The sequence below is a fragment of the Desulfovibrio psychrotolerans genome, from assembly GCF_013340305.1.
Classification (GTDB): Bacteria; Desulfobacterota; Desulfovibrionia; order Desulfovibrionales; family Desulfovibrionaceae; genus Halodesulfovibrio; species Halodesulfovibrio psychrotolerans.
This window is the reverse complement of sequence record NZ_BLVP01000043.1, coordinates 159,504-173,912: the sequence shown is the minus strand read 5'-3', so window position 1 is coordinate 173,912 and position 14,409 is coordinate 159,504. Positions and strand designations below refer to the sequence as shown.

General features: G+C 60.3%; 11 protein-coding genes. 5 read left to right on the top strand and 6 right to left on the bottom strand.

Features of this window, described 5'->3' with window-relative positions:
* The first annotated feature begins 73 nt into the window (after positions 1-73).
* A complete protein-coding gene (locus HUV26_RS17030) occupies positions 74-1,072 on the top strand; it encodes an ATP-binding protein (RefSeq protein ID WP_174411217.1) in 999 nt (332 codons plus the stop codon).
* Here the strand turns inward: HUV26_RS17030 and HUV26_RS16420 are convergent.
* Positions 1,053-2,351, bottom strand: a complete 1,299-nt coding sequence (locus HUV26_RS16420; protein ID WP_174411216.1) for a type II toxin-antitoxin system HipA family toxin — start codon at positions 2,349-2,351, stop codon at positions 1,053-1,055. The two genes, HUV26_RS17030 and HUV26_RS16420, sit on opposite strands and share 20 nt — an antisense overlap.
* A 696-nt stretch (positions 2,352-3,047) precedes the next feature.
* Between HUV26_RS16420 and HUV26_RS16415 the strand changes: the two genes are divergently transcribed.
* From HUV26_RS16415 to ilvD, 4 genes are all read left to right on the top strand, one after another.
* The gene (locus HUV26_RS16415; protein ID WP_174411215.1) at positions 3,048-5,303 is read left to right on the top strand and encodes a vitamin B12-dependent ribonucleotide reductase; all 2,256 of its coding nucleotides are present in this window, start codon (positions 3,048-3,050) and stop codon (positions 5,301-5,303) included.
* Positions 5,304-5,488: 185 nt separating this feature from the next.
* A complete protein-coding gene (gene ftsE, locus HUV26_RS16410) occupies positions 5,489-6,253 on the top strand; it encodes a cell division ATP-binding protein FtsE (protein WP_174411263.1) in 765 nt (254 codons plus the stop codon).
* Positions 6,250-7,152, top strand: a complete 903-nt coding sequence (locus HUV26_RS16405) for a cell division protein FtsX (protein WP_174411214.1) — start codon at positions 6,250-6,252, stop codon at positions 7,150-7,152. The genes ftsE and HUV26_RS16405 overlap by 4 nt, the downstream gene beginning before the upstream one ends.
* Before the next feature lie 205 nt (positions 7,153-7,357).
* Positions 7,358-9,022, top strand: coding sequence for a dihydroxy-acid dehydratase (gene ilvD, locus HUV26_RS16400; RefSeq protein WP_174411213.1), 1,665 nt, complete (start codon positions 7,358-7,360; stop codon positions 9,020-9,022).
* A 100-nt stretch (positions 9,023-9,122) separates the two neighbouring features.
* On the opposite strand, the gene HUV26_RS16395 is transcribed toward ilvD, so the two are convergent.
* The 5 genes from HUV26_RS16395 to HUV26_RS16375 form a co-directional block, all read right to left on the bottom strand.
* Complete coding sequence (locus tag HUV26_RS16395; protein ID WP_174411212.1) at positions 9,123-9,926, bottom strand: tetratricopeptide repeat protein; 804 nt, start codon at positions 9,924-9,926, stop codon at positions 9,123-9,125.
* Positions 9,927-10,157: 231 nt separating this feature from the next.
* Positions 10,158-11,282, bottom strand: a complete 1,125-nt coding sequence (carA, locus tag HUV26_RS16390; protein WP_174411211.1) for a glutamine-hydrolyzing carbamoyl-phosphate synthase small subunit — start codon at positions 11,280-11,282, stop codon at positions 10,158-10,160.
* Complete coding sequence (kdsB, locus tag HUV26_RS16385) at positions 11,282-12,043, bottom strand: 3-deoxy-manno-octulosonate cytidylyltransferase (RefSeq protein WP_174411210.1); 762 nt, start codon at positions 12,041-12,043, stop codon at positions 11,282-11,284. Before kdsB ends, carA begins: the two co-directional genes overlap by 1 nt.
* Before the next feature lie 276 nt (positions 12,044-12,319).
* Entirely contained in the window at positions 12,320-13,867 is a 1,548-nt protein-coding gene (locus tag HUV26_RS16380) for a flagellar hook protein FlgE (RefSeq protein WP_174411209.1), read from the bottom strand.
* 299 nt (positions 13,868-14,166) lie between these two features.
* Positions 14,167-14,394, bottom strand: a complete 228-nt coding sequence (locus HUV26_RS16375; protein WP_174411208.1) for a hypothetical protein — start codon at positions 14,392-14,394, stop codon at positions 14,167-14,169.
* Between the last annotated feature and the right edge of the window lie 15 nt (positions 14,395-14,409).

Here is a 14,409-nt window from a genome sequence, read left to right as displayed (position 1 = left end):
GACCGGGGTGACCGAGGTGACCGAGGTGACCGAAGTATCTGGGCAGCCAGACGAACCGGACAAGGAGTATCTCATGAAATTGGCAGTGGCGGGCAAAGGCGGCGTGGGCAAGACCACCCTGACGGCGTGGCTGGCAGATTATCTGGCCCGCTCCGGGCAGACGGTCTGGATGGTGGATGCGGATACGGCCCTGTCGCTGGGGCAGGCTTCCGGCCTTTCACGCGACCAGTTGCCGGAGCCGCTGGCGGGCCGCCGCGATCTGATTGAGCAGCGCATACGCGCGGGCGGCACCATGCTGAACCTGAATCCGGACGTGGGCGACCTGCCTGAATCACTGTTTGTTCCCGTGCCGCTGGGAGGCCCCGCGCTTCCCGGCTGCACGGCGGGCGAAAAGCGGCTTCTGGTCATGGGGGGCCTTACGGCAGCGGGCGGCGGATGCGCGTGCGAGGCAAACGCCCTGCTCAAGGCACTGCTGGCGCATCTGGTGCTGGAACGCAGGGAATGGGTGCTGGTGGACCTTGAGGCCGGAGTGGAACATCTGGGACGCGGCACCGTGGCCCATGCCGATGGTGTGATTGTTGTTTCCGAGCCGAGCTACCGCGGACTGGAAACCGCCGCCGAGGTGGGCCGCATGGCCGCCGGGCTGGGGCTTGAACAGCAGCTGCTGGTGCTGAACAGGGCACCGGCGGCGTTTCTGGATGAGCATGATGCGGCACCGCCGTCCTCTCCGGGCAATCCAGACGGGCAGAACAGCTTACACAGGCAGAACAACTTGCACGGGCAGGACAGTCTGCACGGCCGGCAGAATCTGCACAGCCTTCCCGCTATTCCCGGGCTTCCCGGCATCCCCGGCCTCCCACAATCACATGTGGCCCTGCCCGTGGTGCCCGCCCTTGTCGCACGGCAGTTGCAGACCCCCTGCGTTCTGGGGCTGGAGACTGGTGCGCCGTACCGGAATGAGCACGCCGGAGCAGGCCCCGATTCAGGCTCAGGCGGGCATGCGGGCGCGCCTACGGATGTGGACGCGATACTGGCCCGCATCCTCGCTCACTTCAGACCGCAGGAGGGGTAGAACATGGGGCCGGGGAGCTTTTTCCGCCCGCGAGTCCCAGACGCAGATCATCGTGCACAAAAGCAGAACGCATGAACTCAATCTCGTTAGGCGTTATCCCGCATCTGGATGCCAAGACATTCCAGCGGGATGTTGCCTTGGCTACCTCTTTGGCAATTCCCCGGGCAGTGTTCAGATCAAGTCCGAAATCTTGAGCAACCTCCAGGGCCAGCTCAAGCGAGGCCGTTCCATCGTACATGTCAATGGTGGTGTGCAAAGTTCTTGCTTTTTCGCTGGTCGGAGTTGCTTCAAGGTCGAATACGGGAGAAAGCCTCCACCCGTCAGACCCAGCGTAAAGGAATCCGTGGTTCCGCAGATGGTCGTCCACGTTGGAAACCATGATGTTGAACACAAGGCGTCGCCAAAGTTCCTTTAAATCCGCCTCTGCGGCAGCGCCGTTCTCTCTCAGTATTTCAGCAAGTTCAAGATAGGAACCATGCTCCCCATCCGAGTAATTCAGCATGCTCATTGCTGAAAGATAAGGAATTCGATGCCCCCCGCCGGTTCTGTCAAACCGTTCAAGAATCAACACGTTCGCCTCCCCTACCTTTTCAAGCCGGTGGCCAGAGGTTGTGATGCCAGCCTGTGCCGCCATCTGCAGGCATACATATTCCCATACGACAACATTCCACCTGTCATGCGGACTGGAAAATTTGGCGATGCGCAAACGTCCATCGGTTCCAAATACCGATGCCTTTGGGCGTGCTCCTCCAAGCGAAGCGCCCGGGTTGACCAGATCCCGGATATCCTCATCCACTTCCTGACGATTCAGGACTCGTGTTGATGCTTCTAGCAGTCTGCCAAGGTTGATGATAGGCGGAATGGCTGTGTCGGCATCTGAAGCTAAAAAGGGTCCCTCCTTGGTCAACGAAAAGCGAAGCGCCCCCTGCCGGGCGGTATCAGATACCAAGAGCAGATAGTCTGAGTCGAGCAGATGCCGGGGAGCACGGTTTTCCAGTCTGGCCTGACGCGCCTCCCGGCGCTCCATGAGCACACGGCCCCAGCGGTCCGGAGCGGAATCCCCAATGGACCCGAAAAGAGCTTTGCCCTGAGGGGATGCAAATGTCCCTTCTCCCACCTTCAAATAGGGTTCCAGGCTGAACTTCAGCATCGAGTTGTGCCATTCTTCCGCGTATTGAAAAGAGGCAGTCTCCCCGTTCCGACCATCGTGAGCCCACAAACGGCCAACAAAATGCGGCGCTCCTTGAAGGTCCACGTAGACAAAAACTTCCTTAGGCACGTGTCACCTGCCCGATGGTTTTCGAACGAGCGCGTTTGGGGATGCGCTGTTCGTCCAGGCTTTGACCCACCGCATCTTCCCCTATACTTGCCAAGTTCATCCACGAAGTTCCGAGCCCAAGGGCAAAAATGACCGAGGCGTAGTTCCCAATAGCCACACCCGGATCTCCCTTTTGAATCTTCGCCAAGGTCTCGCGGCTTATCCCTGCCCGTTCGGCAACAATCTCCATTTTCAGGCCACGCCTCAGGCGGGCTGCCTTAATGTCTGCACCCAAACGAATGAGTCCGCGCCTTACTGAAATGGGGGGTCTGTTTGCCATAACGCCAACTTTTATTGTCTGTAACTATTATTGTGACCAGAATAGTAGGCATAAAACATGGTCTGGTCAAGCTGTGCCTTCAGGGTTCCCTACTGGGATTGAAAATACCGCGTTAGCACGGCTCAGACCGCTGCCCCCTCGCTTTCTGACAAACCGCATACCTGCAAAGCCGGGACTGAAGTCAAAAAACAGAGTCCTCTCGCTAGCGCGCAGGGCGGCTGCGCTCGCTCACCTAACCCGCCGCCGTGGCAGGAGATACACATTATCTAAAAAGAGTGTAGATTTTCAGGTGTGGTTGGGATAAGAATGTTTCCTAGTACAGGGCACAAGGGCCTGAAATAATAATAAACTATTTTAATATGTTAGGATATCACCCCATGGCAGAACCGACACTTCCGGCAGATCTGAAACCCGTGGAAATAAACACCAACGCGGAGATTGTTCTTTCCAAGCGCTATTACCGCAAGGGCGGAGACGGCAAGCCCGTGGAAAACTCCACGCAGATGTTCTGGCGCGTTGCCTCCTCCATTGCGGAGGAAGAGAACAAATACCCCAAGAGCACTGTGCCCGCAGAGACTCTGGCCCGCCAGTTCTACGATCTGATGACCGAATGGAAGTTTCTGCCCAATTCTCCCACGCTGATGAACGCAGGCACCGATCTGGGCCAGCTTTCCGCCTGCTTCGTGCTGCCCGTGGGCGACTCCATCGAAGAGATTTTTGATGCCGTAAAGTTTGCCGCCATGATCCACAAGTCCGGCGGCGGCACCGGATTCTCCTTTTCCCGCCTGCGCCCCAAGGAAGCCCGCGTAGGCTCCACGGGCGGCGTTGCCTCCGGCCCCGTCTCCTTTTTGCGCATTTTCAACACCGCCACGGAACAGATTAAACAGGGCGGCACCCGGCGCGGGGCCAACATGGGCATTCTGCGCGTGGACCATCCGGACATTCTGGAATTCATCCGCGCCAAAGAACGCGAGGGCGAATTCAACAACTTCAACTTTTCCGTGGCACTAACCGAAGACTTTATGAAGGCTGTGGAGAAGAACGAGGAATACCCCCTCATCGCTCCGCATACCAAGCGCGAACGCGGCAGGCTGAACGCCCGCGAGGTCTTTGAACTGCTGGTGCGCAAGGCGTGGGAAAGCGGCGACCCCGGCATTGTGTTTCTGGACCGCATAAACCGCGACAACCCCACCCCCACGCTGGGCGAGATAGAATCCACCAACCCCTGCGGAGAACAGCCGCTGCTCCCGTACGAGGCATGCAACCTCGGCTCCGTAAACCTCGCCAAGGTCTTTGCCCCGGAAAAGGACGCAGGCGTTGACTGGGACGAGCTGCGCCGCATCATCCACCTCGCGGTGCGGTTTCTGGATAACGTCATCGACGCCTCGCAGTTCCCGCTGGAACGCATCACCGAAATGGTGCGCATGAACCGCAAGATCGGCCTCGGCGTCATGGGCTGGGCCGACCTGTTGTATCAGCTGCGCATTCCCTACAACAGTCAGGAAGCCGTGCACCTTGCCGAACGGGTTATGGAATTTGTGCTGGAAGAAGGCCGCGCGGCCTCCCGCCAGCTTGCCAAAGAGCGCGGCGAATTTCCCGCCTATGCAGAATCCGTCTACGCAGAACGCGGCCTCGGGCCCTTCCGCAACGCCACCATCACCACCATAGCCCCCACGGGAACGCTTTCCATCATCGCCGGATGCTCCTCCGGCATTGAGCCGCTGTTCGCGCTCTCCTTCGCGCGCAACGTCATGGACGGCGAACGGCTCGTGGAAACCAACCCCTATTTCGAAGCCGCCCTGCGCGAAGAAGGCTGCTGGTCGCAGAAGCTCATGGAATCCATTGCCGCCAAGGGGTCTGTTCGCCAGATGGCGGACATACTGCCCGACTCCCTGCGCAAGGTCTTTGTCACCGCCATGGACATAGAACCCGTGTACCATCTCAAGATGCAGGCCGCCTTTCAACAATACACGGACAACGCCGTTTCCAAGACCGTGAACCTGCCGCACGACGCCACGGTGGACGATATCCGCAATATCTACTGGATGGCCTACGAGCAGGGCTGCAAGGGCGTTACCGTCTACCGCGACGGCTGCCTCTCCTCGCAGGTGCTGTGCACGGGCGATTCCAGCAAAAAGGACGATGAACCCAGAGACGGCAAGCCGCATGCCCCCGGCGGTCCCAAGCGCGACCGTCCGGACATTGTTTACGGCTTCACCCAAAAGGTGCCCACGGGCCTTGGCGTGCTGTATGTCACCGTCAACGAGGTGGAAGGAAAACCCTTTGAGCTGTTCGCCACCATCGGCAAATCCGGCAGGTCCATCACCGCCAAGGCGGAGGCCATAGGCAGGCTGGTTTCGTTGTGCCTGCGGGTGGGCGTGGAGCCGGAAGACATTGTGCAGCAGCTTAAGGGCATTGGCGGCGAACACCCCGTGTTCCAGAAAAAAGGCCTGCTGCTCTCCATTCCGGACGCCATTGCATGGGTGCTGGAAAACCGCTACCTCAAATCCCGCGTTCCGGTGCACAGTGCCAACGGGCTTTCCAAACAGCTCTGCCCGGACTGCGGGCAGGAACTGGTATTCGAGGAAGGCTGCCATAAGTGCTATGCCTGCGGGTTTACCAAGTGCGGCTAACAGACCGTCACTGATAACGGCACCCCGATGCGACGCAGCAGGTTGCCATGCTGCCGCAAAGAGATGGCCGACTCTGCTTGAAATCCCGGCCGGGAGCCTGTACCGTGCAGGCTCCCGTTTCACGTTGCGTAAAGCAACCGTAACGGACCACAAGGCCACTGCCCAAGCGGAATGTCATGGAAAGCATGCTCAAGGTACACCATCTCTCGCACAACTTCGGTTCGCACTGGGCGCTGAAGAACTGCTCCTTTGAACTGGAAAAGGGCGATTTTCTGTTTCTTTCCGGCCCTTCCGGGGCGGGCAAGACAACACTGCTGCGCCTGCTGTATGCCTCGCTGCCCGTGCAACGCGGCAGCGTGGAGGTGGCGGGATTCAACCTGAACAAGCTCAAACCCCGCCAAGTGCCGCTGCTGCGTCGGCAGGTGAGCGTGGTCTTTCAGGACTTCAAGATTCTGCCGCACCGCAGCGTGTACCAGAACATTGCCATAGCGCTGGAAGTGCGCTGCCTGCCCGCCCAGCACATAGACCGCAGAGTGCGCGCCGTGGTGCGCGGGCTGGGGCTGGAAAACCGCATAGACACCCCCTGCGGTGAACTTTCCGGCGGCGAACAGCAGCGCGTGGCCGTGGCGCGGTCCATCGTGGTCAACCCGCAGATTCTGCTGGCGGATGAACCCACAGGCAACCTGGACCCCGAACTTTCCATGCGCATGATGGATATCTTCAAACAGTTCCATTCCTACGGCACCACCGTGGTGCTTGCCACCCACAGCCGCGACCTGCTGGCACGCCACCCCAAGGCAAAGCTGCTGCGGCTGGACGATGGCAAGATTACCGAGGCCAACTGGCCCGGCGCCATCATAGAAAACTGTACGGACGACGATGACACCTGCGCCATAGGCCCGCTCACCATGCCAGATGGCCGCACAGCCCACGGGAGGCGCAGGCGATGATGGCCGTTATCCTCAAACTCATCGGGCGCGGGTTCCGCGACTTCGGGCAGCACCCGTGGGCGCAGTTGCTCACGCTGGCAGCCGTTACGCTGGTCACCTTTCTTTCCGGCCTGTTCCTGCTGGGCTTCAGCAACCTGAACAAGGAACTGAACGTGGTGCGCGGCGATGTGGTCTATCAGGTCTTCTGGCGTGCAGACACGGGCATGGACCTTGTGCGCTCGCGCTGGGATGAGATGCGCCACCTGCCGTGGCTGGTGGAAATGCGCACCTACACACCGGAAGAAGCCCTCAAATCCCTCATGGAGCACGCCCGCGCCGCAGAAGGCAAAGGCGGCAGGCAACTTACCTCCCACTCCGGCTGGCTCAAGGAGCGCAACCCCCTGCCCCCCACCGCCATGCTGCGTTTTGCCCCGCGTGACCCGGACACGGAAACATGGATGCGCGAGACACGCGAATATCTGGAAAACCTCCCCAGCGTGGAAAACGTGCGCGCCAATCCGCTGCGCGACGACCTTGCCCGCGCATGGAACGCCTTTGCAGGGGTTATCATGTGGCCGGTTATCGGCTTTTTGGGGTTCGTCCTTGCACTGGTGGTGGGCAACACCATCAAGCTTTCCCTCATCAGCCGCAGGGACGAGATAGACATCCTGCAACTGGTGGGCGCGCGCAACTGGTTCATACGCCTGCCACTGCTCATCAGCGGAGCGCTGCAGGGGGCTGTGGGCGGCATATGCGCTCTGTGCCTGCTGTGGGTTGCATGGTACGCCCTGAAAGATGTACTCAATTTTTCCCCGTTGTTCGTGGAGCTGAGTTTTCTGCCCTTCGAACAGAGCGTGCTGCTGGTGGCGGTGCCCGCGCTGGTGGGCTTTGTCAGCAGTTGGCTGGCTGTACGGAACTAGGTTGACGCAGACAGATGTAGGAACGTTTATTTCCGCAGGCTGTTCATACACGGCACAGCGCAGCATGCATAAGCCATGCAGGCCCGGAACGGATTTACCGATGGGGCTGCGGCATACGGCGGCATACAGCACACCCGTGTGAACAGCATGCAAACAGGCACAACGCCGCAAGACAGGGTACATAGGTACCGCAGGGGCACCGCGAATGCGTAGCAAAAAAATGACCCACGGGCTGGAAAAAGCGCCGCACCGCTCGCTGCTTTACGCCCTGGGGATGACCCGAGAAGAGATGAACCGCCCCCTCGTGGGCGTGGTGAACTCGGCCAACGAAATCGTTCCAGGCCACATCCACCTGAACACCATTGCCGATGCGGTAAAGGCCGGCGTGCGCATGGCAGGCGGCACCCCCGTGGCGTTTCCGGCCATTGCCGTATGCGACGGGCTGGCCATGAACCACGAGGGCATGTATTTTTCGCTGCCCAGCCGCGAACTCATCGCCGATTCCATAGAGATTATGGCCACCGCCCATCCCTTTGACGCGCTGGTCTTCATCCCCAACTGCGACAAGTCCGTACCCGGCATGCTCATGGCCATGCTGCGACTGAACATCCCTTCCATCATGGTCAGCGGCGGCCCCATGTACGCGGGGGAAAAATCGGGCGTGCGCTCAGACCTTATCACCGTTTTCGAGGCCGTGGGGCGCGTCAAGCAGGGCACCATGTCCGAGGCAGAACTGGAAGACCTGACAGAAACCGCCTGCCCCGGCTGCGGCTCCTGCGCGGGCATGTTCACGGCCAACTCCATGAACTGTCTTTCCGAGACGATCGGCCTTGCCCTGCCGGGCAACGGCACCACCCCCGCCACCAGTGCGGCGCGCGTGCGCCTTGCCAAAACAGCAGGCATGAAGGTGATGGAACTGCTGGAACGCAACATCCGTCCCCGCGACATCGTTACCGAAAAGGCCGTGGCAAATGCCATGGCAGTAGACATGGCACTTGGCTGCTCCACCAACACTGTGCTGCACCTGCCCGCCGTGTTCCGCGAAGCGGGCCTGCCCATTTCTCTGGACATGTTCAACGAGGTGAGCGGGCGCACCCCCAACCTGTGCAAGCTCTCGCCTGCAGGCGACCAGCACATACAGGACCTGCACCGCGCGGGCGGCATTCCCGCCATTATGGCCGAACTCAGCCGTGCAGACCACATCCATCTGGACGCGCTCACCGTGACCGGTAAAACCGTGGCAGAAAACCTTGCGGAGTGCCGTGCCGCAAACCTTGATCCCACGGTCATCCGTCCTGTGGATTCGCCCTACTCGCCGAAGGGCGGCATTGCCATCCTGCGCGGCAGCCTTGCGCCGGAAGGGGCAGTGGTCAAGCAGTCTGCCGTTGCGCCCGAAATGATGGTCCGCACCGCCACGGCACGGGTGTTCGAGTCTGAAAAGGACGCCTTCGACGCCATTATGGCCAGAAAAATCAATAAGGGCGACGCCATCATCATCCGCTACGAAGGCCCGCGCGGCGGCCCCGGCATGCGCGAGATGCTTTCGCCCACCGCAGCCATTGCGGGTATCGGCCTTGGTGCGGACGTGGCGCTCATCACCGACGGCCGCTTCTCCGGCGGCACGCGCGGCGCGGCCATAGGCCATGTTTCGCCCGAAGCAGCAGACGGCGGCCCCATTGCCTTTGTGCGCGAGGGCGACCGCATAGAAATTAACATCCCGGAACGCACGCTGAACCTGCTGGTGGATGAAGACGAGCTTGCCAGACGCCGCGCCGGGTGGAAGCCGCTGGAGAAGGAAATAACCTCCCCGCTGCTACGCCGCTACAGCCGCATGGTCAGCAGCGCCGCAAGCGGAGCGGTGTACAAGTAGCCCGCACGACTGAACCGGAACACATAAACAAGGCCCCTGCCGGATTTCCCGGCAGGGGCCTTGCTTTCTTCGGGTGCAAAGCAGGGTTGTTTCGTGATCCCTACTTCCCTATGCGCTTGGTGGCAAAGGTAAGCATCTTGCGGGCTTCCTCAAAGTCCGGGTTCAGCTTCAGTGCCATGGACGCAGCCTTGGCACACTTGTCCCAGCGTTGCCAGTCCACGTACAGGCGGCCCAGGTTGAAGAACAGGTGGGGGTCCCTGCCCGCAAACTTCACGGCCCGCGCAAAATACTTTTCCGCCACGTCAAACTTGCCCAGCTTGCGCAGGGCTATGCCTATACGGTTGTAAAAGTGTATGGATTCCGGGCTTTCATCAATGGCTGCAGCAAGGTATTCGTACGCCTCTTCATAGCGGCCGGCCTTGATAAACCTGTCACCTATGTCAGCCTTCAGCTCCGGGTCTTTGGAAAACTCGTTCACCAGCGTCTTGAACACCGCGTTGGCCTGATCATACTGCCGTTCGTCCAGCAGTTTCTGCCCGCGTTCAAGCTCCGCCTGCCTGCGCTGTTCCATCATGCTCATCATCAGCTGCGCCTCGGAGGCGGCAGCGTTCATGAGCTCCTGAAGCAGTTCCTTCAAAATCTCCAGCACTTCCCGTTCCTTGCCCGGTTCGTACTGGATCATAAGCGGAAAAACCTTACGCAGCTCCTTGTCGTTGTTCAGGTTATGCGCATTGTCTTCCAGCAGCCGCTGAAACTCTTCCTTCTCCGCCTTCATCAGGGGATTTTTAAGAAAAGTCAGCAGCGCATCATGATACGCCTGCGCCGCAGGCTGATATTTCCCCTGCTTGAGGAGCGTGCGTATCTGATTGAGTTGTTGTCGGGCCTTGGTCAGTTGCGCGGACATAGGTGCTCCAAGAAGGTCTGTTCTTCCGGGTACCGCGCGGGCTTTCTGCGCGGCACCCGAGTACGGCGGGGCTGACGAACCGCTGAAGCGGCGGCATACTGCTGCGGAATGTTCACCCCTGCACACAGTTATCTCTGCTCCACAGGGTAAAACCGGATAAACCGGACCTGAACATATCCCGCGTCTTGCACCACCATTCTGAGCGGCCTGCGGAATAAAATCCGGCAGTCGCTAGGCTCCCGCGCCTTCCTGCATCATATCACGGAATCTGCGGAAGAAATAGTGGCTATCGTTGGGACCGGGGCAGGCTTCCGGGTGGTGCTGCACAGAAATGACCTTTTTCGTCTTGTGCGCTATCCCTTCCACCGTATTATCATTCAGGTTCATGTGCGTTATTTCCACATCGTCGCTCTGCAATTCCACACAGAATCCGTGGTTCTGCGAAGAAATCTCAATGCGCCCGGTGGTAAGGTCCTTGACCGGATGATTGCACCCGTGATGCCCGAACTTCAGCTTGCTGGTCGTGCCGCCAAGGGCATGCCCGAGCAACTGGTGCCCAAGGCAGATGCCCGCCACGGGCAGCATGTCCACCAGCTTGGTTATCTGGGCAATTTCTTCCTTCAGCGTGGCCGGGTCGCCGGGACCGTTGGAAAGGAACACGCCGTCCGCCTTGACCTTGGCCACCTGTTCCGCCGTAAACAAGGGCGGCACAACCAGCAGGTCAAACCCCTGCTCGCTCAGCAGGCGCAGAATGTTCCACTTTATGCCGAAGTCATAGACAACAACGCGCGGCCCCGTTCCGGGCCATGCGTATTCTCCGTCCGTCAGCGTCACGGGCACGGGCTTTTCGCCGTCCCACGCGTAGGGGCTTTGGGGAGCCACGCCCTCCACCAGATTCTGCCCTTCCATGGAGGGCAGCTGGCGCGCGCGTTCCACCAGCTTGGCAGGGTCCAGTTCCTGCGTGGAAATGAGCCCGCGCATGGCACCGTTAATGCGGATATGGCGGGTCAGGGCGCGGGTGTCTATACCTTCCACACCCAGCACGCCGTGGCGTTTGAGATACTCCGGCAGGCTCTCCACAGAACGCCAGTTGGAGGGCGTTTTGCAGCACTCCTTGACGATGAGCGCAGCGCAGTGCACCTTGCCCGACTCCATATCTTCCTTGGTGATGCCGTAGTTGCCGATGAGCGGATACGTCATGCAGACCATCTGTCCCGCGTAGGAAGGGTCGGTCAGAATCTCCTGATAGCCGGTCATGCCGGTATTGAAGATAACCTCGCCGCCCGCCTCACCGGGCCCGGTAAACGAGCGGCCTTCCAGTACGAAGCCGTCTTCAAGGGCCAAAAGGGCTTTCATCAGGGTGTCTCCCGTAGCATGTTGAGGATTGTGGCAATATCTTCCGGCCGGTCAACGCCATGCGTCTTGTGCTGTGTCATGACCACCCGGATGGAAATGTTGTTTTCTAAAAGCCGCAGCTGCTCCAGCTTTTCCGTCTGCTCCAGCCGCGAGGGTGCAAGCTCGGTGAACCGCCGCAGGGCCGCAAGGCGGAAGGCATACAGCCCGATATGGCCGTGATAGGCTCCAGCAGCCTGACCTTCCGCGTCCGCATCGCGGCAGAAGGGAATGGGCGCGCGCGAAAAATACAGGGCGTCACCGTTGGCGGAGCACACCACCTTCACCACATCCGGGCTGTGCGCCCCCTGTACAGAGACGGACTGCGCCAGCGTGCTCACCTGCACCGCCGCATCCTGCGTAAAGGGGCTGACTAGCTGGGTGAGCATCTGCGGGTTCAGCGCAGGCTCATCGCCCTGAATGTTCACCACCACAGCGTCTTCCGGCACGCCCAGCAGGCAGGCTGCCTCGTACACACGGTCGGTGCCGCTGGGATGATCCGTCCGGGTCATCACGCACTCCACGCCGTGCTCCCGCGCGGCATCGGCTATACGCAGGTCATCTGTAGCAAGTACCACGCGCGTGAGCAGCGGGCACTGCCGGGCACGGGTATACACATGCCAGAACATGGGCTTGCCGAGAATGTCTGCAAGGGGCTTGCCCGGAAACCGGGAAGACTCGTACCGGGCGGGAATAATGCCGAAAACAGGGGTGGCAGATGCCATTGTGCGCGTTCGCCCTCCAAAAAGTATATGCCGCGTGCCTGCGGTTCTGCGGCCGGCCACTCCATGGGCCGCCTGCGCACACGGAAAAGGGCTGCTTACGGAGCCGCCGCGCCGGAAGCCACAGGGCACGCCAAAGACTCCCGACCCGAAATCGAGAGACTATAGCCGGAAATCGTCCGGTTGGAAATATGAAATTCCGGCCCCGTTCCGGGGCATATCCGACCCGGATAATAGATCGGAATTACAGGCCATGCATGCCGCTGCCCTGGAGTGCGGCTACCGCTTCATCTGCAAGGCGTGCTGAATCATCTGGTCCTGTGTGGTAATGATCTTGCTGTTGGACTGGAAACCGCGCTGGGTGACAATCATGTTCACAAACTCGGTGGCCATATCCACATTGGACTGCTCAAGGGATTTGGCAGCAATGTAGCCGTAGTTCTCGGAAGCCGGCACACCTTCCTGCGCTGCGCCCGAGGCGTTGGTGGCGGAAAAATGGTTGCCGCCCTCCCGCTTCAGCCCGAATTCGCTGGTAAAACGGTAGATGGATATCTGGAACAGGTCCGCGCTTTCACCGTTGCTGAACTTGCCGGTCATCACGCCATCGCGCCCGATGGACAGATTCTGCAAATACCCTTCTCCGTAGCCATCCTGACGCTGCAGCAGGGTGGAAGAAGCGCCATTGTACGCAGTGGTGTTGGAAGCACCGGGGGTAGCCTGCGCCATGCCGGGAAGATTGGCGGCGTTATTGCCCACGGCACCCGCGCTGGTGGCGGTGCTGGTCCACGCGCCGCCGGGGTTGCTCACCCCCAAGTCCAGAGAAATGGTCTGCGTTCCGCCTGCGCCCCCGCCCTGACCCAGGAACGAAACGTCAAACTGCGGCAGCCCGCCCGCGCTGAACGATGCAGGTGCCCAGCTGCTCAGGTTGGACGTATCCTGCCCCGGCACAAAGGCTGTCATGTCGGTCAGGGTATTGCCGGAACCGAAGGTCAGCGTGCCCGCCAGCAGCAGCCCCTTGCCCGCGCCGGAGAAAGAACGCCCGTCATCCGAGGGAGGCATGGTGACGATATACTCGAAATACCTGTTCCCCCCGGCGTTGCTCACCCCGTTCACGGCGTCAAAGTATATGGTCAGATCGCGGGCATTGCCGTCCGCGTCATACACGCGCATGGTAGAACTGTGGGAGAAGGCGCCGTTGCCCAGCGGGGGCTCCTGCGTGCCGTCCCACGTCTTTGCAAGCGAGAAGAAGGGATCAGAGGTATCGGACGCAAGGTCATCCACCGAGCCGAGATTGCTTATAAGCCGCACGCTCTGGGTGGGACTGGCGGGCAGCACCACCTTGCCGTTCTGGTTTATATCCAGCCGCAGGTCGCCTGTGCCTCCGGCAACGCCGTTGACAATGGGTTTGCCCTGCAGCCGGAAGCCGGAAGGGTCAGTCAGGTAGCCCGACTTGTCGAACCGGAAGTTCCCCGCACGGGTATAGTGCGTCACACCGTTCCGGCTGACGCCGAAAAAGCCTATACCGCCAATGCCAAGGTCAGTCACCTCGTTGGCTATGTCAAATGAGCCCTGCCTGTGTATGGTGCGCACCTCGGCCATGGAAACACCCATGCCCAGCTGGGCGTACCCCACAGCCGCGCCGTCCGCACGCCCCGCCCCGTTGACCGAGGCAGAAGACACGCCGGTACTCAGCATATCCTGATAAATGGCCATCTGCTGCTTGAAGCCCACCGTGTTCACGTTGGCAAGGTTGTTACCCACAACCTGCATCCCCGTGGACAGCGTCTTCATGCCGTTTGCGCCGGTATACAGTGCCGTCAGACCCATGATCGCCCCCCTCGCGGGCGCCAGCCCGCAGAGTGTTCCTCGCGCGATGTACCTCCGCCCTCACGGAAACACGGTGCCCGAAACCGTTTCCATGAACAGAGCCTTGCGCGCGGCAAAGATTTCCTTACGGTTCTTAAGAAAGCACAGGGTGTGCCAAAACAAAGATCGCCGCGTCCTTTAGAGTGTTCCGCACAGGAATCAGCCTCGGTGTACACGGCGCAGCAGAGGATGTTGCGCACAAATCAACGCGCCACAACACTGAAATAAATGATAAAAAGAGGGGAAAGGCCGAACCAGAATCAGTCGGTGCCGGGGGTGCCCGCATCGGGGCAGTGCCGGGTGGAAAGGCCGGGTGTACGGGCAATATTTTCTGCTCCGCCTCCGGGGCGGCTGCCCTTCTTTGCCCGCAGCAGGTCGCAGGTGGCCTCAAGAACCGCAGTGCCGGAAACACCGCGCTCCTTCAGATGCTCCAGCAGGGCGGCAAGCTTGCGCTGCAAGGCGGAATTCACGGGGGGAGAAGTGGGCATGGTTTCTCCTGCAGG